The organism is Sphingorhabdus sp., from assembly GCF_046596595.1.
GTDB lineage: Bacteria > Pseudomonadota > Alphaproteobacteria > Sphingomonadales > Sphingomonadaceae > Sphingorhabdus_B.
The window spans coordinates 1-24,419 of the sequence record NZ_JBKJMB010000064.1 but is presented as its reverse complement, the minus strand read 5'-3'; the positions used below and the strand labels follow the sequence as shown (position 1 = coordinate 24,419).

Sequence of the window (24,419 nt, the reverse complement as noted above, 5' to 3'; positions counted from 1 at the left end):
ACGAAAAGTTCACATTTGCAAATTGATGCCCTTCATGCAACCGCATTAAGCAACAATCTGTTCCGGTGCGCTTGCATTAGATATCGGATGCGCTTTATGCCGCGGCGATGACAAAGCTTCCTTTTGGAACCATTTCGGTCATATTCGTGGCGCAGCGTACCGGTGTGGATGATGCTGGCTATGCCCGTGCAGCGACTATGATGGATAGGCTGGCAGCGCAGCAAGAGGGCTATATTGGCATGGATTCTGTGCGTGGGGTAGACGGACTTGGCATTACAGTCAGCTATTGGGTCGATGAAGAAAGCGCCAAAGCGTGGCGCGATCATCCCGAACATGCGGCCATTCGCGACGCTGGCCGCGATCGTTGGTATGCATATTACAGCCTACATGTGTCTCAAGTGAAGCGTAGTTATGACTGGAAAAAAACATGAGTGCGGTTCAAGCCATACCCAATAGCCGCGTCGTGGTGCTGTTTTTGGTCATGCTTGTGGCGGCAGCAGGTAATACAGCGATGCAGTCCGCCCTGCCGGCGATCGCCAGCGAGCTGGATATGCCCGATGTCTGGGTAAGTCTGGCCTTCAGCTGGTCTGCACTTTTGTGGGTGATAACCGCGCCCAAATGGGCCCGATTATCCGACCGCAGAGGTCGCAAACAATTGATGAGCATTGGGGTTATCGGTTTTGTAGCGTCGATGGGATTTTGCGGGCTCGTTTTATGGCTTGGCCTTGCCGGTTTAATCGGCCCGGTGGTAACGTTCGTCCTGTTTGCCTTATTTCGCAGCCTATACGGCGGTTTTGGTTCCGCCGCCCCGCCCGCTGTTCAAGCATATGTTGCCGCACGAACCGAACGCGCTGAGCGTACTAAGGCCCTATCAATGCTTGCTTCGTCTTTCGGGGTCGGCACCGTCATTGGACCTGCCACGGCGCATTATTTTCTGTTTCCACCTTTCGGTCTGGCGGGGCCACTTATTATGTTCGCGGTATTCGGGTTGGCTGTGCTTATTGCCCTGCACGTCCAGTTGCCGAACGACACTCCGCGTTTTGAAGCGCGCGGAGCAGTTGCAGCCTATCCCAATTCGGCGTCCATGAACTCTCCCGATGCGGACGATGTGGATGGCGACGCGTTGGGTTCCGTATTGCCCACTGCGGAAGTGCGCCTCCCGTGGCGTGACGAACGGCTGGCTGCATGGTTGATTGCAGGATTGATCGGAGGACATGCCCAAGCAATTATTCTGGGTGTTGTCGGTTTTCTGGTTCGGGACCGGCTCGGGTTGCATGATCGGCCATGGGAGGCGGTGCAAGCCAGCGGATCGGTCATGCTGATTGGCGCAATGGCGACCTTGCTTGCGCAATGGGGCCTCATACCCATGTTGTCGCTTGCAGCGCGCAGCTCAGTGTTGCTGGGTGCAATTCTTGCCTTAATTGGCACCATTCTTACCGCCATCAGTCATGATTTTTATGGCATCAGCACGGGATTTGCGGTTGCGTCACTGGGTTTTGGACTTTTCCGGCCTGGCTTTACCGCTGGTGCGTCGTTGGCCGTCCGCCGGCATGAACAAGGCGACGTCGCCGGCAAAATAGCGTCGATAAACGGCGCAGCGTATATCTTCGCGCCGGCTGTCGGGGTCGCCCTGTTCAACTATTGGGAGCCAGCGACATTTATCCTCATCGCGGCTTCCTTGTTGTTTCTTATTATTTGGGGACGGCGGGCATTGATAGTGCCGGCCGAAGCTTAAGGTTCATGCTTCAAATCGCGCACCGGTTTGACCATTCCGGGCGAAACAAAGCCCATGCCTTGTGGCACCAATGCAGCGGCCTTTAGCTTGGTTTCCATCGCGCCATATTCTTCCTCCATCTCGACGGTGACGGTGGCACGCGAGGCATTTAGTGCTTGGCTGAAATGCACCATTTTGACTTCTTTAACATCATTGCCGCCTTCGCGCAGTGCAGAAAGACCAGCCCGCCGCACCAAGTCCTCCAAATCCGCGCCGGTGTAGCGCTCGGTACGCTCGGCGATTTCGTCTAGGTCAACATCCTTCCCCATTGGCATCTTGGTCGTGTGAATACCCAATATTCGTCGGCGGCCGCCTTTGTCCGGAACGGTGACATAAACAAGCTCGTCAAACCGTCCGGGGCGAAGCAATGCCGGATCAAGCAAAGTGGGGCGGTTAGTCGCGCCAATGACCACAACGGACTGAAGCTCCTCAAGACCGTCCATTTCTGCAAGCAATGTGTTGACCACCCGCTCGGTGACCTGCGGCTCACCCCTGCCGCCGCCGCGCATCGGCGCAAGACTGTCGATCTCGTCAAAAAAGATGATGCAGGGTGCAACCTGACGCGCACGCGCAAATAATCGTGCGATCTGCTGCTCGCTCTCGCCATACCATTTGGACAAGAGGTCGGAGGACTTCGTAGCGATGAAATTTGCTTGCGCCTCGCGCGCCACGGCCTTGGCCAACAAGGTTTTACCGGTGCCAGGTGGCCCGTACAACAGGAAACCTTTCGCCGGCCGAATGCCGAGCCGCCTGAAGGCATCGGGATTGCGCAATGGAAGCTCGACCCCTTCTTTCAAGCGCATTTGCGCTTCATCCAGGCCGCCGATATCTTCCCAGCGCACATCAGGTGCCTGCACCATGACTTCACGCATGGCAGACGGCTGGACACGTTTCAGTGCCTCAAAAAAGTCGTCACGTGTGACGCGCAGGCTCTCGAGCACTTCAGCAGGGATGGTGCCACTCGCCAAATCTAGTTTCGGCATGATGCGGCGGACGGCCTCGATTGCCGCCTCCCGCGTTAGCGCAGACAGGTCAGCGCCAACAAAGCCATACGTCGTGCGTGCCAACTCCTTAAGGTCCACGCGCGTGCCAAGGGGCATCCCGCGCGTATGGATAGCAAGGATTTCCCGCCTGCCACTTTCGTCGGGCACACCGACGATAATTTCACGGTCAAAACGGCCAGGTCTGCGAAGCGCCTCGTCAATAGCCTCGGGACGGTTGGTGGCCGCGATGACGACCAAATTGGTCCGCGGTTCAAGTCCGTCCATTAAGGTCAGTAGTTGCGCGACCAGCCGTTTTTCCGCTTCGCCTTGCACTTGATCACGCTTTGGAGCAATCGAATCGATTTCGTCAATAAACAGGATAGATGGCGCAGCCTTGGTCGCAGCCTCGAATATATCGCGCAGCTTCTTTTCAGATTCGCCATAAGCAGACCCCATGATCTCAGGTCCGTTGATCAGAAAAAATTCCGCTTCACTCTCATTGGCAACCGCCCGCGCCAGCCGCGTTTTACCAGTGCCGGGTGGACCATGCAGCAAGACGCCACGTGGCGGATCTACCCCCAGCCGCGTAAACAATTCGGGGTAACGCAAAGGAAGCTCAACCATCTCGCGCAATTGCTTGATTGTGTCCCCCATACCGCCAAGGTCGTCATAAGTGACATCTGCGCGGCGTCCTTCTTTTGCCTCGGCAAATTCTGCGCGCAGTTCGACTTCAGTGTCGTTATCGATGTGCACAATGCCCTTGGGTACCGTGGACACAACCGTGAGGCGAATTTCGGCCAAGGCAAAGGCTGGTGCAGCGAGCATTTGCCGCAATTGCGGCGGCATATCATCCGGTGCGACGCGTTGTTGGCCATGCGTTGCAACCACGTCGCCCGCGACCACAGGCCGCCCCAGAAAGCTGCGTTTTAGGGCTTGTGAAGGACCTTCAAGTCGGATTTCGCGCTGGGCAGGCGCGAATACAACTTTAATAGCTGGCTTCGACACCACCTTGCGGACTTCAACATAATCGCCAGCGCCCACACCCGCATTTGCGCGTTGCAGACCGTCAAGGCGAACGACCTCAAGCCCTTCGTCTTCCGGATAAGGGTCAACAGCGCGCGCCGCAGTACTACGTTTGCAAATTATTTCGATGACATCGCCTTGTGCAATGCCATTCGCTGCCATGAATTGAAGCGACATCCGCGCAAGCCCACGGCCCGAATCTTCAAGCTTGGCGTTGGCGACCTGCAATTTCGGAATTTTGGCTTTGGGGGACATTGGCTGCCTCATCATCGTTAAGACACCAAAATAGGACTTGTTCCCAAGATTGCGACACCGATATGCCAAATAGGGACAAAAAAAGGGCCGACCGAAGCCGACCCTGAAAAAGTCTTTAGGAGAGGATGCCTATAAGGCTTTTCCCGTATGGCGAAATTCTAATTATTGTGCAAGTGCGAACAGTGCAATAGATGTTGCAAATCATGCAACTACATTTTATAGGTTTTTACCGGATTTCGCGGCATTTCCACGATCGCGAAGGCAGATAAATTTTGTTGCACTGCGACAAATTGAGGAGATGATATGCGCAGATTGCCCCCTTTACGTTCACTGGAAGCCTTTCTGCGTGTTGCCAAACTTGGATCGGCCAAAGCCGCGGCAAGCGAGCTTGCATTGTCGCCTCCGGCGCTGAGCCGACGGATCAAGGCACTTGAAGATTTCATTGGCAAGTCTTTGTTCGACCGCCGTGCTCAAGCTATGGTCATCAATGCCGATGGTGAGGCGTTGCTTGCTGCTGTGGAGCCCGCAATGGATGCAATGGCCGAAGCTGTTGATGAACTGGCAGGTCGCGGCGGCGAATATCGTCTGCGTTTGGGCTTGCTGCCGTTATTTGGGTCGCAGCGACTTATTCCGCGTTTGCCCGAATTGCGTAAGGCATTCCCGAAATTACACATCGACGTCGATACGTCTGGTCATGCCGAAAACCTGCTGGGCGATATTGTTGACGCAGCGATTATCATTGCCGCTGAGGTAGACCCCAAGCTCTACAGCGTCCGACTCGACCGCAATATCGTTTATGCCATCGCTTCCGAGCAGTGGGCGAAAGAACATAAGGTTGAAAAGCCTGAAGACCTGAGCAAATACACCGTGATGGTGCACAGCGATATGCCCATGATTTTTGACGCCTGGCGCCAGGCCATGGGTGTGCCCCGGTTAAAGCCCGCAGCTGTCGATAGTCTCGATAGCGGTGCCCTCATGCTTGAGGCAGCAGCTAATGGCCTTGGCGTTGCAATCATGCATGGCAGCCATTTTTCCGATGCGCGCGACCCACGCCTCACAAGGCTTTTCGACGCGGAAGTTGAAAGTCCTTATAGCTATTATTTTGTCTGCCGCCCCCGCGCGCTTAAGCAGCGGGCTGTAAAGATTTTCCACGACTGGCTATTAAAGTCGGGGGTATAAAAAAGGGGCCGGCAACGCCGACCCCTTTATGCTGGATTACCCCACTGACGGTGGGTGTACGAACAAGGTCCTTAGCTCTTGCAGGTCTGCGCGCCCTTTCCGGCAAGCTTCACATTGATCTGGTCGCCATTGCCCGAAAGCGAGCTTTCGCCATCAGCCGATGTCAAAGGACCAGCGGGATCAGCCTGTACTGGCGCGGCGGCCGTACCAGCTGCTGGCACTTCTGCCTTGGGTGCCGTCACCCGAACGGCGAGAGCAGATTTTTCGCCAACGCGAATATCGGCAGCTTCATTCTGACCCAGAAAATCAACATATAAAATGGTGTTGTCAGCGCAGCGATAGGTACCGGTGGCCGTGATTGCCGGTGGCATTTCGACGTCAGCAGCCGACGCTGCAGCGGTTTCCTGAGCATTTTCAGCTGCTGGTGGGGTTTCGGATTTGTTGCATGCGGCCAAAGCAAGCATGGACAACGGGGCGAGGAAGATGAGTTTCTTTGTCATAGGAGATGTCCTGTGCCGCAGCACACCGCCGCTGTGAAGCAATTTAAAGCCGAAAAGAGCGAAAATTTCGATAGAGCGAGCACTTGACCGGTGCGGCGGCGGGCGTCATTGCGGTTCGATGACTGAAGACGTAGCTGACATGAATTTCGAACAGGCGCTGCGCGCGCTTGAAGACATTGTCCATAAGCTGGAAAGCGGCGCCGCACCGCTGGACGAATCCATTGCATTGTATGAACGCGGTAACGCGTTGCGGGCCTTGTGCCAGCAACGGCTGGATTCGGCGAAGGCGCGTATCGAGGCAATCACGCTTGGTCCAGATGGATCACCAACTGGCACAGCGCCGTTTGACGCTGGATAATCCTAGTGCCTGACGCGACCAGTCCTTCGTTGTTAAAAGACGCCCTTGCGCAGATCGCGGCGGACATCGATCAGGAATTTGATGCGCTGCTTCAATTGCCCGGCGACGCGCGGGACCGTTTATATGCCGCCATGCGCCACGCAGCGATTGGCGGGGGAAAGCGACTTCGGCCCTTACTTGTTACGGCGACCGCAGCACTGTTCCACGTTGACCGCACAGTTGCCTTGCGCGTGGGCACAGCTGTTGAAGCCATCCACGTCTACTCTTTAGTCCATGATGACCTGCCATGCATGGATGATGACGACATACGCCGCGGAAAGCCCACCGTGCACCGGGCATTTGACGATGCTACCGCAGTTCTGGCCGGCGATTCACTGCATGCACTGGCGTTCGAAATACTGGCAAATCCACAGACGCACGCCGATCCGTTCGTTCGTGGCGAACTGGTATCCACGCTCGCTTTGGCGAGCGGGCCAGAAGGCATGGCCGGCGGTCAGATGATGGACATCGAAGCCGAAAACGCGGCTTTCGACTTGCAAACAGTCATGCGCCTGCAAGCCTTGAAAACCGGCGCACTCATTGCCGCGAGCGTCGAAATGGGCGCAATTCTGGGCCACATACCGCCCGAAGGAAGAACGCATCTGCGGGGCTATGCGCGCGACATCGGTCTTGCTTTCCAGATCGCGGACGACATCATGGACGTCGAGGGTAATCCGGAACTTGCCGGAAAAGCGCTTCAGAAAGATGCCGAGGCTGGTAAGGGAACATTTGTCTCTCTCATGGGCCTCGACCGGGCAAAGCAGCAGGCTGAAATGTTGGTAGCTCAAGCCAACGAGCATTTATCGATTTATGGCGCCGAGGCCGATCTTTTGCGCGCCATTGCCAATTACATCACCGAAAGGGACCACTGATGACGCACCGTATTGGCGTATATCCAGGCACCTTTGACCCCATCACTTTGGGGCATATGGACATCATCCGGCGCGGCGCGAAGCTGGTGGACGAGCTCATTATCGGAGTCACAACGAATGCCGCAAAATCCCCGATGTTTTCAGATGACGAGCGTATCTCGATGGTTCAACGCGAAGTCGCCAGCATTGGATCTGCCCATATCCGCGTTGTGGGATTTAACTCTTTGCTGATGGATTTTGCCGAAGCGCAAGGTGCCAGTACGGTTATCCGCGGCATCCGCGGGGTCACCGACTTCGAATATGAATATCAACTCACAGGTATGAACCGGCAATTGAACGATCGGGTTGAGACACTGTTTTTGATGGCGGATGTATCGCTTCAGCCGATTGCATCGCGGCTGGTGAAGGAAATCGCGATTTACGGCGGTGAGATTGGCAAATTTGTAACGCCCGCTATTCGCGCCGAAGTCATTGAAAGGGTCCAGCAGTTGAGTGGGAAGACAACCTAACCGCCAAAGCTTTCGAGCCAGATTGCAATCATCAAACCCAATGCTGTTGCAACGCCAGCAAGATGATGGTCTTCTTTGAAGGCCTTGGGAAACACCTCGGTCGCTAGCGACGCCACAACCGCCCCAGCCGCCGTGCAGCGAATGGCCGCGAGCACATTGGGATGCGCATCCTCAAGCGTGAAATTGCCCACTAAGGCCGCTCCGGCCAGCAACACCGTCGCACCACCCCATAGCCCGAAAATCAGCATCGGTTTCATCCCGCCATCCTTCATTCCGCGCGCACCGCCAGCCGCCTCGGGTATATTAGACAACAATATTGCGCCAGCCAGCGCGGCGACTTCGCCGAAGGAGGCCCCGATGAGCGCTACGCCAAGCGCGAGATTTTCAGGTATGCCGTCAAAAGTTATCGCCGCCAACAGGCCAACGCCTTCGTCGGACGGCAATTTCTCGTCAATCCAATAGTCCGCTGCCGAAAAAAGAACTGCACCTAATGCCAAGGCTGCAATCGAAACCCACATGCTGCCTTCCTTCAGCGAAGGCTCCACAAGTTCGCCGATCACTGACATGATCAAGGCGCCGCCAGCAAGCGCAACGATAAAGCCCTCGGTTCTAGCGGAAAGCTTGCCATAAACGCCCCATAACGCGCCAACCATCAATGCGGCGGACACTACGACTGTGACGACGACCAGGGTAAGCATGACCGTTAAATGGGCTTACGTCTCTTACGTTCCGTAGGCGCACGGGCAGCCGGTAACTCGAGATATTCCTCAGGTACATAAATGGCGTAAGTCGCCAGCCGGATTTCGCGCACAAACTGCAACAGGCATGCCGAAAGCAGTGCCAGCGCGAGCATGAACACCGCCACGGCCACCCATGCGGCGGAAAATTGACTGAGCCCCATTAAAAACAGCACCGCAATCTCCACACACACTGAAATTGCCGACAAAACAGCATATAAAATGGAGGACCCAACCACACGCATGCGTTTTTCAATAATTCGCAACTCGCTGACCACACGTTCATGCGCCGCGCCTTCTGTGTCAGCATATTGCCGCTGCAAATCGCGCGATCGGTCCACGATCCGCGATAAACGCCCGGTCAGGACATTCAGCAGGCTGCCGACGGCAACCAACAGGAATGCGGGCGTTAATGCCGTTTGCAACACCGAAATTACGGCCGCAAGATCGGGATCGAACTTACCGCCCATTGTGCTTCTCTGCCGCCAGCAAACGCAAATCGGTCTTGAGCAATTTGCCAATATGGCTGCGCGGCATTTCATCAATTTGGTAGAGAATTGAAATGCGCTGCGTTTTGCCTAGTTGCCCGTTAACGCGCTCCAGAATAGCATCTGGTTCGGCCTTTTGATCGCGCAGACGGATGAATCCAACGGGCGTTTCACCCCATGCTTGCGAAGGCATACCGACCACCGCCGCTTCAGCAACCTCAGGCTGTTGTTCGAGCAATTCCTCGAGGTCCTTGGGATAAATGTTAAATCCGCCTGAAATTATCATGTCTTTCGCGCGGCCGACAATCGAGACAAAGCCGTCTTCGTCGACAATGCCGATATCCCCGGTTTTCAGCCAGATACTGCCATCGTCGTCGCGCCATTCCATCTCGCGCGTTTTTTCTGGCTGGTTCTTATATCCTGACATCATCGTCGGCGAACGCCCCGTCAAAACGCCCTTTGATCCGGCCGGAAGCAGATTGTCTTCTTCATCCAGAACAATGAGCTCATGCCCAGTGACCGGCTGCCCAACCGTGTGTAACTTGTCGGGATAATGATGGGCTTGCAACATGCACACCACGCCGCCTTCTGTCATTCCGTAAATCTCGACAAGTCCGCCGGGCCAGCGCTTAAGCACTTCGCCCTTGAGCTCAGCCGCAAAAGGCGCGCTGGTGCAAAATTTGACGATGAAGTTCGTGAGGTCATAGTTGCCAAAATCAGGATGCGCCATGAGCCGCTGATATTGGACAGGCACCAGCATCGTATGCGTTGTCCGGTCGGTCTGCGCGTGGTCAAGATAACCAGCGGCGTCAAATTTCTCCATAATCCGAACGAAACCGCCATGGCAGATCGTGGGGAGGAATACCGCGAGCGTGGTATTAGAATATAAGGGCGTAGACACCAGCGACCGCGTGTCACGATTATAGATGGATTTGCCACCGCCAGACATCTGGTGCCAGCGCATCGCATGCGAATGGACGATACCTTTGGGCGTTCCCGTGGTTCCGCTGGAATAGATGATGTTGAAAGGATCCGTCGCGACAGGTGGCGTAGCGTCCCAGACCGCGCCCTCTTCTGCCATCCAGTCGTTCAGCGCCGGATGATCGTCAACAGCCTTGTCCAACATGATGATGTTGACATCGCCAAGGGCCATACCGTCTAAATCGGCCAATTTTGCGGCATCGACGAACAGATGCACCGCCCCTGAGTCCTTTAGCATAGCCACCAACTGCGCTGGAGCCGCTGACGTCGTCAAAGGCGCAGCGCAGCCGCCCGCCCGGACCGCAGCAAGATATACCAATGCATAATGGACGTTGCTGGTGCCCAATATCGCAACCGCCTGACCATGTTGAAGGCCATCACGCTGAAGCTGCGCAGCGATCCGCGACGAAAATATGGCAACTTCGCGCCATGATAACTCTGTTGCGCTATCGGCAAGCGCGCGATCGTCGGGTTTCTCATCACCCCAGGCACCAATAAGTGCGCCAAAATCACCAAAGGATTTTTCAAGTTCAGTGTCAATTTGCATTGTGATTCCCAGTGCCCTTTGGTCAGCCTATCGGACGACTTAGCGCGAACTGCAAAACTTTCATCGCCTAAATTTTGGCCCCATAACAGAGTCAGGAATATCCGGCATAGCGGGCCGTAAAAGATTGTGGAAAAATGGGGAATTTTGGCGGCTTTTCCTTGGGTATTCCGGGCTTAGGGCCTATGGTCCGCCAATGACTGAACAAACACCAGAAAACCCGCAAGATAACCTTCCTGCGGACAGCGCAGAGAACCCTAATCAGAATGAATATGGTGCAGATAGCATCAAGGTGCTGAAGGGTCTCGACGCCGTCCGCAAGCGGCCGGGCATGTACATCGGTGACACGGATGATGGCAGCGGGTTGCACCACATGGTGTTCGAAGTTTCCGATAACGCGATTGACGAAGCGCTGGCCGGACATTGTGACCTGGTGCTGATCGAATTAAATCCTGATGGCTCGGTCTCGGTCGAAGATAATGGCCGCGGTATTCCAACCGGCATGCATAAAGAAGAAGGCGTTTCGGCTGCCGAAGTAATCATGACTCAACTGCACGCAGGTGGCAAGTTCGAGAACACCTCCGAGGACAACGCCTACAAAGTTTCCGGCGGTCTTCACGGCGTGGGCGTGTCGGTGGTCAATGCCCTCTCCGAATTTCTAGAGCTTGTGATCTGGCGTGAGGGCAAAGAGCATTGGATGCGTTTTGAACATGGCGACGCGGTTGCGCCGTTGATTGTTCGGGGAGATGCCCCTGTGATTGATGGCAAGCCGAAAAAGGGCACAAGAGTGACGTTCATGGCGTCGACGAATACGTTTAAAAACGTCCTTGAATTTGATTTCGACAAGCTTGAGCACCGTTACCGCGAACTGGCGTTCCTGAACTCGGGCGTCCGCATCCTGCTGCGTGACAAAAGGCATTCCGAGATCAAGGAGCATGATCTTTTTTATGTTGGCGGCATTGGCGCGTTCGTGAAATATCTTGATCGGAACAAGGCCGCGTTGCTGGCCGATCCAATCACGATAAGGTCGAACCGGGATGGCGTTGGCATTGACGTCGCGCTGGAATGGAACGACAGCTATTACGAAAATGTATTGTGCTTCACCAACAATATCCCGCAGCGCGACGGCGGGACGCACTTGGCCGCATTCCGTTCGGCGCTGACTCGCACCTTGAACAATTATGCGGAAAAATCGGGCATTTTGAAAAAGGAAAAGGTGACGCTGACTGGTGATGACATGCGCGAAGGCCTGACCGCCATCGTGTCGGTCAAGCTGCCGGATCCGAAGTTTTCGTCGCAGACAAAAGACAAGCTTGTGTCGTCCGAAGTGCGCCAGCCGCTCGAAAGCCTGATGGCCGACCGGATGAGCGAATGGCTTGAGGAAAATCCTGGTCATGCCCGGACAGTCATTCAAAAGGTAATCGACGCCGCCGCTGCGCGCGAAGCGGCGCGCAAGGCCCGTGAAGCCAGCCGCAAGTCAGTCATGAGCGTTGCGTCCTTGCCCGGTAAGCTTGCAGACTGTCAGGAAAAAGACCCTGCCAAATCCGAACTGTTCTTGGTCGAAGGTGACTCTGCAGGCGGCTCCGCCAAGCAAGGGCGCGACCGCCATTATCAGGCGATATTGCCGCTTAAAGGCAAGATTCTGAACGTCGAGCGCGCGCGCTTTGACCGGATGCTTTCATCCAAAGAAGTTGGCACGCTCATTCAGGCGATGGGAACGGGCATTGGCCGCGAAGATTTCAATATCGAAAAGCTACGCTACCACAAAATCGTCATCATGACCGACGCTGACGTCGATGGTTCGCATATCCGCACGCTGCTGCTGACATTTTTCTACCGGCAAATGCCAGAGATTATTGAGAACGGTCATCTCTTCATTGCGCAGCCGCCTTTGTATAAGGTCGCGAAGGGGCGAAGCGAAATTTATGTGAAAGACGACAAGGCGCTCGACGACCATCTGGCGGAGCTGGGGCTTGGCGGCGTTGTTCTGGAAGGTGCAGGCGGGCAGCGCGCCGGGGCCGATTTGGGATCCTTGGTTGACCATGCGCGCCGTATGCGCAGTCTGATGGCGTTTGTACCGCGCCGTTACGATCCTACCATTGTTGAGGCTATGGCGCTCACAGGTGCCTTAGATCCCGAGGCGACTGACCGCGTTGCTGCGGTTGCCAAAGCCGCTGCGTGGATGGGAGCGCAGGATGTCGAGGGCAAATGGTCTGGCCGGGTGTCCGAGGACGGGGGCTATCATTTTGAACGTTTGTGGCGCGGCGTAACTGATCACCATATCATTGATGCGGCCTTCCTCATGTCGGCCGAAGCCCGCAAGTTGCATAAGCTGGCAAGCGAAGAGACCGCCAGTTATGAGACACCAGCACGGCTTGTGAAAGTCAGTGCGGCCTCTGCTGCCGAGGCTGCGGACGATATAGAAGGCGATGCTGACATCGAGGCCGCCGACGCGGTTGGCGATCAGGTGAAGCGTGCGACCACAGCCGTTAGCTTGGGCAACAAGGGCGCAATTACGCGCCCGTCCGAACTGCTCGATGCGATATTGGTTGCGGGCCGCAAGGGCCTATCCATATCGCGCTACAAGGGTCTTGGCGAAATGAACGCAGAACAATTGTGGGAGACCACACTCGATCCAAACCATCGTTCGCTGTTGCGGGTTGAGATTGACCAAGCTGATTTGGCCGACGACATTTTTACCAAATTGATGGGAGAAGTTGTAGAGCCAAGGCGCGATTTCATTGTCGAAAACGCGCTCAACGTCGCCAATCTGGACGTCTAATTCACACTCGGCTGTGGCTGACTTCCAAAGCAATCGGGTAACCGCAAGCATTGGTCGACACATCGCTGACCTGTTGGATTGCCGAAATCGTTTGTGTACAGGATTTTCAAGGGGGGATCCTATGCACAAACGGGCTTTTTTAATATGTTCGCTACTGGCCTTGCCGGTGTTAGCACAGGCAAGCGACAGTCGGGTCGAAGTCGGCACCGGAATAGCGAGCTATTATGGCGCTGAACTTGGCGGAAGCCAAACAGCGAGCGGCGAACGATTTGACCCAAATGATTTTACGGCAGCCCACCGCACTCTGTCATTTGGCAGCCGGATCGCAGTCACAAACCTCGCCAATGGCCAGGAAGTGATTGTGCGCGTCAATGACCGGGGGCCGTGGGGCAAAGCACGCATTGTCGATATCTCATACGCTGCAGCCAAGCAGATCGGCATGCACCGCACTGGCACTGCGAAAGTCAGGTTAGAGCTGCTGAATTAAGCGATCGCCGCGCGTTGCCAATCCGGCAGAATTAGCCCTGCCATATCTTCAATACGGCGCAATTCGACTGATAGGCCCAGTTGGTCAAGGGCAAGACGTTGCCGTTTCGGATCAGCATCTGCAAGTGGAACTACGACCAGCCGCCTGTTCACCTTCTGACGCCAGTTCATCCGCGCGGTGTTTTCCTGACCCACATAACAGCCTTTGGTGAACGACACGCCGTTCAGTTCGGCGGCATTTGCCTCAAGCCACAAGGTCTGATCGCTGCCAAGTTCTGCCACACCCTCAGTGATGCCTAATGCCAGCCGACGCGCGCGATAAGCGGCGCTGACATCAACATCGTCCGGTGCTGGCGTTCCAAGCCATCGTTCGCCAAGGTCGGGATGACGCGGGTCCGTGTTACCTTCGGGTCTCCAATATACTGCGCAGGAAAGATCGACGGCGATGGCAATTTGCCGCCGCAGCCGGTACATTGATAGCCGCCGAATGAGACCTTCCATTTGTGTGCTCTCGCAATCGATCAGCACATCGTCACTGTCCGCCCACAAGATGAAATCGAACAGAGCTTTGCCTTGCGGGCTTAACAACCCCGCCCATGAAGGCATGTTAGCTGCTGTGTCCTGCGTAACCAGTCCTTGTAAAAACTGCCGGACATCTTCGCCTGCGTCTGTCGGCGACAAACGGATGATGCTACGATCGAAAAGACGGGTATTTGGCATAGGTGACAGATAGGGAACCCGATGCTTAAAGGGAAGCCATGACAGACCAGACGATTCTTTCGATCCGCCGGCCAGATGATTGGCACGTACATTTGCGCGACGGAGCCGTGATGCGCAGCGTCGTGCCATATACAGCAGCGCAATTCGCGCGCGCGATAGTCATGCCTAACCTGTCGCCGCCTGTGACGTCGGTAGAGGCCGGCGCTGCCTATCGCGACCGGATCTTGGCCGCCGTGCCGCAAGGAGTTAACTTTACCCCGCTCATCACGGCCTATCTGACAGACGCGACAGACGGGAAAGAACTGGCGCGTGGATTTGCCGAAGGGGTATTTACCGCGGCAAAGCTTTATCCGGCCCATGCCACTACCGGAAGCGCGCACGGGGTAACGAACGTCGCCAATATCATGCCAGCGCTGGAGGAAATGGCGCGCGTTGATATGCCATTGCTCATCCATGGCGAAGTGACCGAGGCCCATGTGGATATTTTTGATCGTGAAGCCGTGTTTATCGAGCAAACGCTGTCCAAACTGGTACGCGATTTGCCCGAATTGCGCATTGTGTTTGAACATATCACAACCGCAGACGCCGTCGCCTTTGTCGATGAAGGCAGCAGCAATATTGCCGCAACCATCACGCCCCAGCATTTGCACATCAACCGCAACGCGATGTTTGCAGGCGGCATCCGCCCGCATGCTTATTGCTTGCCAGTCGCCAAGCGTGAAAAGCACCGGTTGGCGCTGCGCAAGGCAGCGACATCAGGCAGCATTAAATATTTCCTTGGAACCGACAGCGCGCCACATGAAAAGGCCGCCAAGGAAAGTGCATGTGGATGCGCGGGAATTTTCAATGCGCCATTTGCTCTTGAGAGCTATGCCGCGGTCTTTGAAGAAGAAGGCGCGCTGGATAAGTTCGAGGCATTTGCGTCAGAAAACGGCCCAATATTCTATCGACTGCCGCTCAATGAAGACCGCGTGACATTGGAGCGGGTCGACACCCACGTTCCAGCACTTATCGAGCTTGATGGCGTTTCCATTGTACCATTCCACGCCGGCGAAACATTACACTGGCGGTTAAAAGCTTAAGCCTTCGCAGCCCGATAGTTTTTGATAGCGTCGGCGCAGAATATCGCAATGCTGAACCAGATCAGGATGAAGCAGGCCAGCTTGGTCGTGCTCAGTGGCTCGCCGTAAACGAACACGCCCAACAAAAACGCAATCGATGGCGCGATATACTGCACGAAGCCAAGGCTCGCGTAACTCATCCGCCGCGCGGCGGTGGCAAACATCAGCAACGGTACGGCGGTGACAACCCCTGCAAGGATCAACAATCCTGACGTCGTCACATCGTCGCCAAAGCCGCCCGTTCCCGCCTGTGCATACCAAAGGACTGCGGCAAGCGATAAAGGCGCAAGCAGCGTCGTTTCAATTGCGAGCCCCGGGACCGAACCAACCGGCGTGATCTTGCGGATAAGGCCGTATAGGCCAAAGCTGAAAGCCAGCGACACGGATACCCATAACGTATCAAGCGCATCGCCAATCAATATGGCCACACCAATGGCTGCCACCGCAACAGCTACCATTTGAAGAGGACGCAGCCGTTCACCAAGAAACAGACGGCCCAAAAGGACATTTACCAGTGGGTTGAGATAATAGCCAAGGCTCGCGGCCAAGATATGGTCAGTTGACACGGCCCAAATGTAGATAAGCCAGTTGATCGCTATCAAGGTCGCCGACGCAAGCAAGTTACGCAGGTGGGCCTTGTGACGGAAAATGGCGGCATATTCGTCAAGTTGCTTACGAAGTGCCATGATCACCAGCAACAGCGGGATCGACCATAAAATGCGCTGCGCGACTACGGCCACAGGCGGTACATGGCTCAGTAGCTTAAAGTAAACCGGAACGAAGCCCCATATGAGATATGCTGAAATTGCATAAGGCAAACCACTTGGCTGCTTGGTATCGGAGCTTTCTGCCATATCTACAATTCCGGCCCTCGTGAGAAGGTCAGATTATGCCGCCGCCGATCCACAAACGCAGCGCACAGATGGCCATAACAACGAAACAAAAATTTCGCCCGCCATTCTTACTCGATATCATGCCAATTACCGCGCCAACGCCAGCAATAAGGATGGTCAGCCAATTGAGCCATCCAAGCAACGGAATGAACCCGACAAATGCCAACAGAAGGGCAACAAGCCCGAACAAAAACGCGATTATATTAGCCATGGCGCAGTTGTGGCTGGTTTTTAAGTCAGTGGCAAGGCGTGCGGTCAAAGAGCTAGGTCAATCAATCTGTTTGTCGTTTGAAAACCACGGTTTATCGTCAAAGCCACATGGCATCCAACTTGCGTTCATAAAAGCTGCGCGAAGAAGGCAGGGTCAATTTGCACAAGGAGATTTAACATGAAAAAGACTCTGATGGTGTTAGCCGCCGCTGCATTGGTCGTTCCCACCGGCGCAGTGCTTGCCGACCCCCCAGGTCATGCCAAGGCATGGGGCTATAAAAACAAAAAGGGCAAAGCATATGAGCGCGGCTATCGTGAGGGTCGCCGTGACGCGCAGGCAATAAATGGCTACACAAGAATGTGGCGGGGAGACGACGGACGTTATTATTGTAAGCGCGATGACGGCACCACAGGCCTTATCATCGGTGCCGCAGTCGGGGGTCTTGCCGGTAATGAAATCGCAGGCCGGGGTGACAAGACATTGGGCGCAATATTGGGAGCTGCCGGCGGAGCGCTGCTTGGCCGCGAAATCGACCGAAGCAATTACCGCTGCCGTTGATTAAAAATGCCCATAAGACAAGAGGCTCAGTCCGCTTCCGGACTGAGCCTCTTTGCCCCCATTAGTTAATTTTACCCGTTACCGCCACTGGTCTAAGCCTCTGTAGTCAACGTCCACAACGCGACCTTGTTCAACAATGCAGGTGAACCGGCCCTTGTCATATCCGCGTCCGTAGGCGTTGCGGTCATAGCGGTTATATCGGTCGCCCTGATCATAGCGATTATAACGGTCGCCTTGATCATATCGGTCGTTCCCATAGCCGTAGCTATTATCACGGCCACGCTGAACATCCTGGACGACCACATTACCGGTCACGCGATAACCAAAGCGCGTACGTTCAATGTTTCGGATTTGAGTAACTTCCGACCGGCTATACCCGTTCGCCCAACGTTCAACGGTATTAACACATTGGTTGATAGCAACGCGGCTATTACCCCCGCGATTGTTGTAATATCCGTTGCGGTTATAATCATAACTGCCGCCATTATAATAACGGTCATTGTTACCGGCCGACAACACGGCAGCCAACCCGCCGAGCACAACAGCTCCTGCAATGACTTCTCCAACGCTTATACCGTCACGGTCACGATCATAACGATCCCGGGCTTGAGCAGGCGCAGCGACGCTCACCAAAGCTGCAGCAGCAGCTCCGGCTCCAAGCAAGCTTTTGGTAATAAATTTCATTTTCAGTCTCCTTTTCGGCGCGGACTTTCCCGCCGATAAAAAGGGACTAGCCGAAACGGATTGACCGGATGCTGAATTGACTTGTCAGCATCCGTTCATGTAAATCGGCATTTTTATGAACAATCAGTCTGCAAGCTTGAGGCCAGTCCAATTTGCCAGGAATGCATAGATATCCGAATATTCGTCAATCACCTTGTCCGTCGGCTTGCCCGAACCGTGTCCCGCACGGCTTTCAATGCGGATAATCTTTGGCTTGCTTCCGGTGTCGGCGGCTTGCAGTGCCGAGATATACTTAAAGCTATGCCCCGGCACCACGCGGTCATCCGTGTCAGCAGTGGAGACGATGACGGCCGGATAATCGACGCCAGATTTGATATTATGGTAGGGTGAATAGGTCATCTGCATCTTGAAATCGGCTTCCTTGTTTGGATAGCCATAATCGTCGACCCAATAACGGCCCGCAGTGAACCGGTCGAAACGGACCATATCCATAACACCCACAGCCGCATGGCCAGCGGCAAACAGGTCCGGCCGCTGATTAAGTGCTGCGCCTACAAGCAGACCGCCATTGGAGCGGCCTTCAATCGCAATCTTCCCCTTTGCCGAAATATTATTGGCGATCAGATATTCCGCCGCTGCCGCAAAATCGTCAAAGACATTCTGCTTGTTCATCAACCGTCCCGCATCATGCCACGGCTTCCCATATTCTCCGCCACCGCGAATGTTTGCCAATGCAAAAACGCCGCCCGACTGCAGCCACGCCATCCGCGTTGGAGAATAAGTCGGAGTTTGCGAAATGTTAAAACCACCATATGCATAGAGCAGGGTTGGCGCGCCCTTGGAGAGATCCAAATCTTTCCGGTGGACGATGAACATTGGAATTTTTGTGCCGTCCTTCGACGGGTAGAAAACTTGCGAGACGTCATAGTCTTGCGGATTGAAGCTCAATTTCGGCTGTGCAAAAGGGGTCGACGTGCCTTTGCTGCTGTCGAAACGATAAACCGCGCCCGGCTGATTGAAACTCGAAAATCCGTAGAACGTTTCCGGATCGCCTGGTGTGCCGGAAAAGCCGCTAGCCGTACCAATCGCGTTCAGCGTGATTTCCTGCACCGGCTTGCCAGCCAGATCGGTCATCATCGCCATAGACTTCGCGTCCTTGATATAAGATAGGATAAGCCGATTACCGACAATTTGGGCGCGCGAAAGCGTCTCTTCTCGCTCCGGAACTACATCGAAAAACTTCGGCTCTTTTGCCTTAAGGTCAACGGTTACAACCTTTAGCTTAGCGGCGTCTTTGTTCGTAACGAACCACAGCGTGTTGCCCATCCCCTCAACAAGGTTCCAGTCGTGATCAAGCCCTGTGACCAATGGCCGCGCCTTCCACTGAGGCTTTTTCCTAAGTGCCATGATGTGTAGTTCATATTTTTCATCGGTCCCGGACGAGGTCGTGATGATAGCCCATTTGCCATCATGCGTAACTTGCGCGCTATGGCCGTATTCAGGCTTGTCCGGCGTCGCGTAAATCGCTTTGTCTTCAGACTGCGGTGTACCGATTTTATGGTAATAAACAGTCTGATTGTAATTCAGCTGCTGAAAGGCCGCACCTTCTTTTGGCTCGGCGAAGCGCGAATATAGAAACCCGTCATTGCCGACCCAGCTGATGTTTGTGAATTTCGCCCATTTGATTTCGTCAGACAATATTTTGCCGGTGGTCGAATCAAGCACCCTGATCGATCGCCAGTCCGAGCCGCCGTCCTGAATCGAATAAGCCAGCAATTTGCCATTCTTCGACGGCACCCAGCTGTCCAGCGCGGTCGCCCCATCCTTTGCCCAGCTGTTGGGGTCAATCAGAACACGATCGGATCCGGCAATGCCCTTGCGGACATATAATACCGATTGGTTTTGCAGCCCGTCATTTTTGGTGAAAAAGTAAAAACCTCCAGCTTTTTCTGGCAGGCCGAAGCGTTCGTAATCGAATAGCTTCTTCATCCGCGCAGCAAGCACCTTCTTGCCGGGCAATGTCTTGAGATAGGTGCTGGTCACGGTATTTTGTGCTTTGACCCAGTCAGCGACTTCGCCGTTAACGCGGACGTCATCCTCAAGCCAGCGATAGGGGTCGGCGACCTTCACGCCGAATTGTTCGTCCACCACGTCGACAGTTTTTGTTTTCGGATATTCCAGCTTAGCCGCAACATCGGCTGTGGCTTCATCATTGGCCACAGCCATCGACGACATGGGTGCCATCAATATGACTGCCCCAAGCAAAAGTGCACTTCGCATTATATCATTTCCCCAGCACGAAATTAGCAATGTTCGAGGACTAGAACGTCAGTCAAGGAACGCCAATCATATCGCGTGCCGCCTGACGGTTATTTTTGCATTTTCGTCGAAATCACTCAGCCATCTGCCGCTCTGCCACCAAAATTGCGCCACTCACACATGCGGCAAACAACATCCCTTCAAATCCGCCCGTAACAATCTGGCTGATGTGGCCAAGTCCAACTTCGCCAAATGCAGCGCCAATCCGGTCAAGCCGAAGCTGCGACTGCGGAAGCAGTTCGGCCAATGCATGCAGGCTGCCGCCAAGCAGACGTCCACCTGCTGCGGTGATCAGTGCGCCGGCGATTGCGCCGACGCCCGCGGCTGGCCATATTCTGTAAATCAGACTTTGGGAGAACGTGGCGCGCTTACTCAACCAGAGACCAAGCCCGGTTGCGCTCCCCAGCACTGCCCCTTCCAGCGCGCCTGTAATTTGCGTGGGCGACTGCCCAAGCACGATATTAAACGCGTCTAGACCAAGCAACTTGACTAAACCGCCCACCACGAAACCGCCTAAAGCACCGCCGACGATCATTGCTGTCCATTTGTTGGGATTAAAAAGCCGAGCTGACGCAATGCCAAAGCTAACCCCGCCCGCTCCGATCAGTGCAACGAGGACGGCAAGTGCAGTAAGCACTAGGACGATGGACGCTCCTCCGGTGCCTGCCCCCTGCGGCGGGGCTCCTCCAGCAAAGCCATAGAATAGCCCGCCAACCAGTCCTGCGATACCGCCGCCGATGACGCCAGCCCCGCCAGTGAACCAAAATATCTGCCAGTTCCGCTTTGGCAACTCGTTAACAAACGCAGCCTGCTCGGGTGAGATTTCACCGGTCGCCACCTGCGCAACGAACCGGTAGCCATGCTTTGGCACGGTCTCGATAAAGCGCGGCCGCGCTGCGTCGTCGTCGAGCGCGCGCCGCAAGGTCCGGATGCACTGCGTCAGCGCCTCATCGGTGACAGGTACCCCGCGCCAGACATCGTCCATGAAACGGTCCTTGGACACCAACCCACCTGCATTGCGGACCAGCAAGACCAAGGCATCAAAGTAACGGTTGGAGACATCCAAAACTACGCCGTCGCGCCGCAACATCCGGCCTTCAACATCCAGGGTGAAGCGACCAAAGCGAAAGCTATCTGATTTCATTTTTCACCAAATGCTCATGCCTTGCTCATGCTTGCAATATTTCACCGCCTTATGTGCATAGCCTCCATTTAGCAAAAAGGGTAAACTTATGAATATCATCAGCGAACAACCACCGCGCCGCCGATTAAACCCCGGGCGCGGCATTGGCTGGGGCAGCGCAGTGGCGCTGATCCTGACGCCATTAGTCGCCATGCAGTTCACGAAAGAAGTCAATTGGGACGAAACCGACTTCATTTTCGCGACGATAATCTTCGGAATTGTCGGCGGCCTTATGGAACTTGCCGTCCGTCTGTCGTCCAACTGGTATTTCCGAATCGGGGCGATGTTTGCTGTGCTTGCAGGGTTCATGGTCGTTTGGGCGAATTTGGCGGTTGGCATGATCGGTAATGAAGACAATCCAGTGAACCTGTGGTTCGTCGCGGTTCTTTTTATAGCTGTTGCCGGCAGCATTATATCGCGTTTCCGCAGCAGCATCCTTCCATGGGCAATGTTTCTTGCAGGCACATTGCAAATCGCCATCGGCACCTTGGCCGTGATATTGGGAACTGACATGCGCGGCGGAAGATTTACGATCATGCTCTCCGTGGCGTGGTTTATTGCCAGTCTTTTATTCTGGTGCGCACGTCAGAGTCGTAACGACAAAGCCTGAGCCAAAGAAAAGGGCGGCACCCTTTCGGATACCGCCCTTTCAAAATTCATTGCGTGAGACGTGCTTATTCAGCGTCGTCCATGACTTCGACTGGTCCGCTGTCCTGGCCCTTGGCGTCGACGTTGCGGTCAACAAGTTCGATGACGCCCATTGGCGCTGCGTCTGAACCACGGAAACCAGCCTTGATCACGCGGCTGTAACCACCGCTGCGGTCGGCATAACGCGTCGCCAGCTCGTCGAACAATTTCGTCAGTTGCGTGTCGTCCATCAAACGGCTCATCGCGAGGCGACGGTTGGAAAGACCACCCTTTTTCGCAAGTGTAATCAGCTTTTCGATATAAGGACGCAGTTCCTTTGCCTTAGGCAAGGTTGTCTTGATTTGCTCGTGCTTGATGAGCGACGCTGCCATGTTGCGGAGCATCGCGGTCCGGTGCGATGTAGTACGCTGCAGCTTACGGTGGCCAACTTTATGGCGCATAAATATATCCTTCGTTCGTAGGGGGGCCGTATGAGGTACCCCGATCCAGGCCAGTTAAGGGCGGCCAATTTTCCCTTTTAAATTGGGCCCGAGCTCGGCTCAGGCCCAAAAGTTTATCCAAGCAGTTCTTGCTCAAGCTTTTTGGCCATCTCTTCAATGTTTTCAGGCGGCCAACCGGGGATGTCCATGCCAAGGCGCAAGCCCATCGACGACAAGACTTCCTTAATTTCGTTCAACGACTTGCGACCGAAATTCGGCGTACGCAGCATTTCTGCTTCGCTCTTTTGCACGAGGTCGCCGATATAGATGATATTGTCGTTCTTGAGGCAGTTTGCGCTGCGCACCGACAGTTCCAACTCGTCGACCTTTTTGAGAAGATAGCGGTTGAGCTGGTTTGCATCGGACTCTTCGGAAGATGCCGATGGTGCAGCCATGCCGATCATTGGCGACGATGCTGCCATCGAATCTTCGAAGTGAACGAACACTTGCAACTGATCCTGAAGAATGCGCGCGGCATATGCCACGGCGTCTTCAGGCGTTACGGTGCCATCGGTTTCGATCGTCAGCGACAGCTTGTCATAGTCAAGCTCCTGACCGATGCGCGCATTGTCGACCTTGTAGGCGACCTGACGCACTGGCGAATACAGGCTGTCGACCGGGATCAGGCCGATTGGCGCGTCGGCAGGACGGTTGGCGACGGCAGGCACATAGCCCTTGCCGCTGTCAGCCGTGATTTCCATGTTCAGCGTAGCGCCGTCATCAAGGTGGCAAATGACCAGATCAGGGTTCATGACCTGAATGTCACCAGACACAGCGATATCGCCTGCAGTGACCGCCCCGGGTCCCGTAGCAGAAAGCTGAAGACGCTTTGGACCTTCGCCTTCCATCTTCAATGCGACCTGCTTGATGTTTAAAACGATGTCGGTCACATCTTCACGAACGCCAGCAAGTGACGAAAACTCGTGCAACACGTTTTCGATCTTGATCGAGGTGATCGCTGCGCCTTGCAACGACGAGAGCAATACACGACGCAACGCGTTGCCAAGCGTCAAACCAAAGCCACGCTCGAGGGGCTCGGCAACAAAAATTGCCTTACGCTTCGCATCGCTACCTGACTTGAGTTCAAGCGCGTTGGGCTTTTTCAGTTCCTGCCAGTTCTTGATATTGACGGACATGGATTTCCCCTTGGGTTTTGCAGAACCGGCAATTGGTGCACCGTGCCGGCTTGCAGGTAAAAGAAGGAGCGACTGGTCAGCCGCCCCTGAAACGAATGCTTAAACGCGCCGACGCTTGGAAGGACGAACGCCGTTATGCGGGATGGACGTCACGTCGCGGATCGAGGTGATGGTAAAACCCACCGCTTGCAACGCGCGAAGCGCCGACTCGCGACCCGAACCCGGGCCCTTTACTTCAACTTCCAACGTCCGGACGCCATGTTCAGCAGCCTTTTTGCCAGCATCTTCTGCGGCAACCTGCGCTGCGTAAGGAGTCGACTTGCGGCTTCCCTTGAAACCCATGGTTCCGGCCGAAGACCAGCTGATCGCGTTGCCCTGGGCATCAGTGATCGTGATCATGGTGTTGTTGAAACTGGCGTTGACGTGCGCGACGCCTGCCGAAATATTTTTGCGCTCCCGCTTTTTAATGCGCTGTGGTTCGCGTGCCATAATGTTTGTATCCTGACTTAGCTAAATACCGGAGTGTGCCTCCGGCGGAGAAAAAGAGAATAGTCCCCCGGACTATTATTTTTTCTTCCCCGCGATTGCCTTTGGCTTGCCCTTGCGGGTGCGCGCATTTGTATGCGTGCGCTGGCCACGAACTGGAAGCCCTTTACGGTGGCGCAGGCCACGGTAGCAGGCCAAGTCCATAAGACGCTTGATGTTCATCGACACCGTTCGGCGAAGATCGCCTTCTACAGTATGTTCGGCATCGATTGTTTCGCGGATTTGCAATACTTCGGCATCCGAAAGATCTTGCACACGACGGCTATGATCAATTCCCAGCTTGTCCGCAATTTCGAGCGCCTTTGTGCGACCGATACCGTGAATGTAGGTAAGCGCAATGATCACGCGCTTGTTGGTTGGGATATTTACCCCGGCTATACGTGCCACTTAATTAACTCCTGCTCCACAAGG

General features: G+C 54.9%; 26 protein-coding genes. 11 read left to right on the top strand and 15 right to left on the bottom strand.

What is annotated here, in order from left to right:
* Positions 1–107: 107 nt before the first annotated feature.
* Positions 108–431: an antibiotic biosynthesis monooxygenase family protein gene (locus tag ACLL9E_RS06825; RefSeq protein ID WP_411290987.1), complete on the top strand. Its 324-nt coding sequence runs from the start codon at positions 108–110 to the stop codon at positions 429–431.
* Positions 428–1,735 carry an MFS transporter gene (locus ACLL9E_RS06820; RefSeq protein ID WP_411290986.1) on the top strand — a complete coding sequence of 436 codons (1,308 nt, stop codon included), beginning with the start codon at positions 428–430 and terminating at the stop codon, positions 1,733–1,735. Before ACLL9E_RS06825 ends, ACLL9E_RS06820 begins: the two co-directional genes overlap by 4 nt.
* Here ACLL9E_RS06820 and ACLL9E_RS06815 read toward each other — a convergent pair.
* Positions 1,732–4,035 carry a CDC48 family AAA ATPase gene (locus tag ACLL9E_RS06815; protein ID WP_411290985.1) on the bottom strand — a complete coding sequence of 768 codons (2,304 nt, stop codon included), beginning with the start codon at positions 4,033–4,035 and terminating at the stop codon, positions 1,732–1,734. The two genes, ACLL9E_RS06820 and ACLL9E_RS06815, sit on opposite strands and share 4 nt — an antisense overlap.
* Positions 4,036–4,338: 303 nt before the next feature.
* On the opposite strand from ACLL9E_RS06815, the gene ACLL9E_RS06810 reads away from it, so the two are divergent.
* The gene (locus ACLL9E_RS06810; RefSeq protein WP_411290984.1) at positions 4,339–5,214 is read left to right on the top strand and encodes a LysR substrate-binding domain-containing protein; all 876 of its coding nucleotides are present in this window, start codon (positions 4,339–4,341) and stop codon (positions 5,212–5,214) included.
* A gap of 71 nt (positions 5,215–5,285) precedes the next feature.
* On the opposite strand, the gene ACLL9E_RS06805 is transcribed toward ACLL9E_RS06810, so the two are convergent.
* Entirely contained in the window at positions 5,286–5,714 is a 429-nt protein-coding gene (locus ACLL9E_RS06805; RefSeq protein ID WP_411290983.1) for a hypothetical protein, read from the bottom strand.
* 118 nt (positions 5,715–5,832) lie between these two features.
* Here ACLL9E_RS06805 and ACLL9E_RS06800 point away from each other — a divergent pair, with 118 nt between their 5' ends.
* From ACLL9E_RS06800 to coaD, 3 genes are read left to right on the top strand one after another with little or no spacing between them, the layout of a single operon-like run.
* Positions 5,833–6,072: an exodeoxyribonuclease VII small subunit gene (locus ACLL9E_RS06800; protein ID WP_411290982.1), complete on the top strand. Its 240-nt coding sequence runs from the start codon at positions 5,833–5,835 to the stop codon at positions 6,070–6,072.
* Between the two features lie 5 nt (positions 6,073–6,077).
* A complete protein-coding gene (locus ACLL9E_RS06795) occupies positions 6,078–6,983 on the top strand; it encodes a polyprenyl synthetase family protein (protein WP_411290981.1) in 906 nt (301 codons plus the stop codon).
* Positions 6,980–7,492, top strand: coding sequence for a pantetheine-phosphate adenylyltransferase (gene coaD, locus ACLL9E_RS06790; protein WP_411291036.1), 513 nt, complete (start codon positions 6,980–6,982; stop codon positions 7,490–7,492). Before ACLL9E_RS06795 ends, coaD begins: the two co-directional genes overlap by 4 nt.
* Here coaD and ACLL9E_RS06785 read toward each other — a convergent pair.
* Genes ACLL9E_RS06785 through ACLL9E_RS06775 form a run of 3 tightly spaced genes read right to left on the bottom strand, consistent with a single transcriptional unit; the run spans position 7,489 to position 10,245 of the window.
* Complete coding sequence (locus ACLL9E_RS06785; RefSeq protein ID WP_411290980.1) at positions 7,489–8,190, bottom strand: ZIP family metal transporter; 702 nt, start codon at positions 8,188–8,190, stop codon at positions 7,489–7,491. The two genes, coaD and ACLL9E_RS06785, sit on opposite strands and share 4 nt — an antisense overlap.
* Positions 8,191–8,195: 5 nt before the next feature.
* The gene (locus tag ACLL9E_RS06780) at positions 8,196–8,699 is read right to left on the bottom strand and encodes a DUF2721 domain-containing protein (protein ID WP_411290979.1); all 504 of its coding nucleotides are present in this window, start codon (positions 8,697–8,699) and stop codon (positions 8,196–8,198) included.
* Entirely contained in the window at positions 8,689–10,245 is a 1,557-nt protein-coding gene (locus ACLL9E_RS06775) for a class I adenylate-forming enzyme family protein (protein WP_411290978.1), read from the bottom strand. The genes ACLL9E_RS06780 and ACLL9E_RS06775 overlap by 11 nt, the downstream gene beginning before the upstream one ends.
* A gap of 193 nt (positions 10,246–10,438) precedes the next feature.
* Between ACLL9E_RS06775 and gyrB the strand changes: the two genes are divergently transcribed.
* Complete coding sequence (gene gyrB / locus ACLL9E_RS06770; protein ID WP_411290977.1) at positions 10,439–13,024, top strand: DNA topoisomerase (ATP-hydrolyzing) subunit B; 2,586 nt, start codon at positions 10,439–10,441, stop codon at positions 13,022–13,024.
* Between the two features lie 121 nt (positions 13,025–13,145).
* Positions 13,146–13,511, top strand: a complete 366-nt coding sequence (locus tag ACLL9E_RS06765; RefSeq protein WP_411290976.1) for a septal ring lytic transglycosylase RlpA family protein — start codon at positions 13,146–13,148, stop codon at positions 13,509–13,511.
* Here the strand turns inward: ACLL9E_RS06765 and ACLL9E_RS06760 are convergent.
* A complete protein-coding gene (locus ACLL9E_RS06760) occupies positions 13,508–14,230 on the bottom strand; it encodes a YgfZ/GcvT domain-containing protein (RefSeq protein ID WP_411290975.1) in 723 nt (240 codons plus the stop codon). The genes ACLL9E_RS06765 and ACLL9E_RS06760 overlap by 4 nt on opposite strands.
* A 38-nt stretch (positions 14,231–14,268) precedes the next feature.
* Here ACLL9E_RS06760 and pyrC point away from each other — a divergent pair, with 38 nt between their 5' ends.
* The gene (gene pyrC, locus ACLL9E_RS06755; protein ID WP_411290974.1) at positions 14,269–15,312 is read left to right on the top strand and encodes a dihydroorotase; all 1,044 of its coding nucleotides are present in this window, start codon (positions 14,269–14,271) and stop codon (positions 15,310–15,312) included.
* Here pyrC and rarD read toward each other — a convergent pair.
* Both rarD and ACLL9E_RS06745 read right to left on the bottom strand, forming a co-directional pair.
* Positions 15,309–16,205, bottom strand: a complete 897-nt coding sequence (gene rarD, locus ACLL9E_RS06750; protein WP_411290973.1) for an EamA family transporter RarD — start codon at positions 16,203–16,205, stop codon at positions 15,309–15,311. The two genes, pyrC and rarD, sit on opposite strands and share 4 nt — an antisense overlap.
* A gap of 28 nt (positions 16,206–16,233) precedes the next feature.
* Positions 16,234–16,455 carry a hypothetical protein gene (locus ACLL9E_RS06745; protein ID WP_411290972.1) on the bottom strand — a complete coding sequence of 74 codons (222 nt, stop codon included), beginning with the start codon at positions 16,453–16,455 and terminating at the stop codon, positions 16,234–16,236.
* Positions 16,456–16,632: 177 nt separating this feature from the next.
* Between ACLL9E_RS06745 and ACLL9E_RS06740 the strand changes: the two genes are divergently transcribed.
* Positions 16,633–17,013 (top strand): glycine zipper 2TM domain-containing protein, encoded by a 381-nt coding sequence (locus ACLL9E_RS06740; protein ID WP_411290971.1) that lies wholly within the window; start codon positions 16,633–16,635, stop codon positions 17,011–17,013.
* A gap of 78 nt (positions 17,014–17,091) precedes the next feature.
* Here ACLL9E_RS06740 and ACLL9E_RS06735 read toward each other — a convergent pair whose 3' ends face one another.
* From ACLL9E_RS06735 to ACLL9E_RS06725, 3 genes are all read right to left on the bottom strand, one after another.
* Positions 17,092–17,697: a hypothetical protein gene (locus ACLL9E_RS06735; protein ID WP_411290970.1), complete on the bottom strand. Its 606-nt coding sequence runs from the start codon at positions 17,695–17,697 to the stop codon at positions 17,092–17,094.
* 123 nt (positions 17,698–17,820) lie between these two features.
* On the bottom strand, positions 17,821–19,977 hold the full coding sequence (locus ACLL9E_RS06730) for a prolyl oligopeptidase family serine peptidase (RefSeq protein ID WP_411290969.1): 2,157 nt from the start codon (positions 19,975–19,977) through the stop codon (positions 17,821–17,823).
* Positions 19,978–20,089: 112 nt separating this feature from the next.
* Positions 20,090–21,160: a winged helix-turn-helix domain-containing protein gene (locus tag ACLL9E_RS06725; RefSeq protein WP_411290968.1), complete on the bottom strand. Its 1,071-nt coding sequence runs from the start codon at positions 21,158–21,160 to the stop codon at positions 20,090–20,092.
* Between the two features lie 88 nt (positions 21,161–21,248).
* On the opposite strand from ACLL9E_RS06725, the gene ACLL9E_RS06720 reads away from it, so the two are divergent.
* Positions 21,249–21,809 carry a hypothetical protein gene (locus ACLL9E_RS06720; protein WP_411290967.1) on the top strand — a complete coding sequence of 187 codons (561 nt, stop codon included), beginning with the start codon at positions 21,249–21,251 and terminating at the stop codon, positions 21,807–21,809.
* Positions 21,810–21,873: 64 nt separating this feature from the next.
* Here ACLL9E_RS06720 and rplQ read toward each other — a convergent pair whose 3' ends face one another.
* The 4 genes from rplQ to rpsM form a co-directional block, all read right to left on the bottom strand.
* Entirely contained in the window at positions 21,874–22,287 is a 414-nt protein-coding gene (gene rplQ / locus ACLL9E_RS06715; RefSeq protein WP_409644765.1) for a 50S ribosomal protein L17, read from the bottom strand.
* Positions 22,288–22,400: 113 nt separating this feature from the next.
* Positions 22,401–23,462: a DNA-directed RNA polymerase subunit alpha gene (locus ACLL9E_RS06710; protein ID WP_411290966.1), complete on the bottom strand. Its 1,062-nt coding sequence runs from the start codon at positions 23,460–23,462 to the stop codon at positions 22,401–22,403.
* A 99-nt stretch (positions 23,463–23,561) separates the two neighbouring features.
* Positions 23,562–23,951, bottom strand: a complete 390-nt coding sequence (rpsK, locus tag ACLL9E_RS06705; protein ID WP_125229604.1) for a 30S ribosomal protein S11 — start codon at positions 23,949–23,951, stop codon at positions 23,562–23,564.
* Positions 23,952–24,026: 75 nt separating this feature from the next.
* The gene (rpsM, locus tag ACLL9E_RS06700) at positions 24,027–24,395 is read right to left on the bottom strand and encodes a 30S ribosomal protein S13 (protein WP_411290965.1); all 369 of its coding nucleotides are present in this window, start codon (positions 24,393–24,395) and stop codon (positions 24,027–24,029) included.
* Positions 24,396–24,419 lie beyond the last annotated feature (24 nt).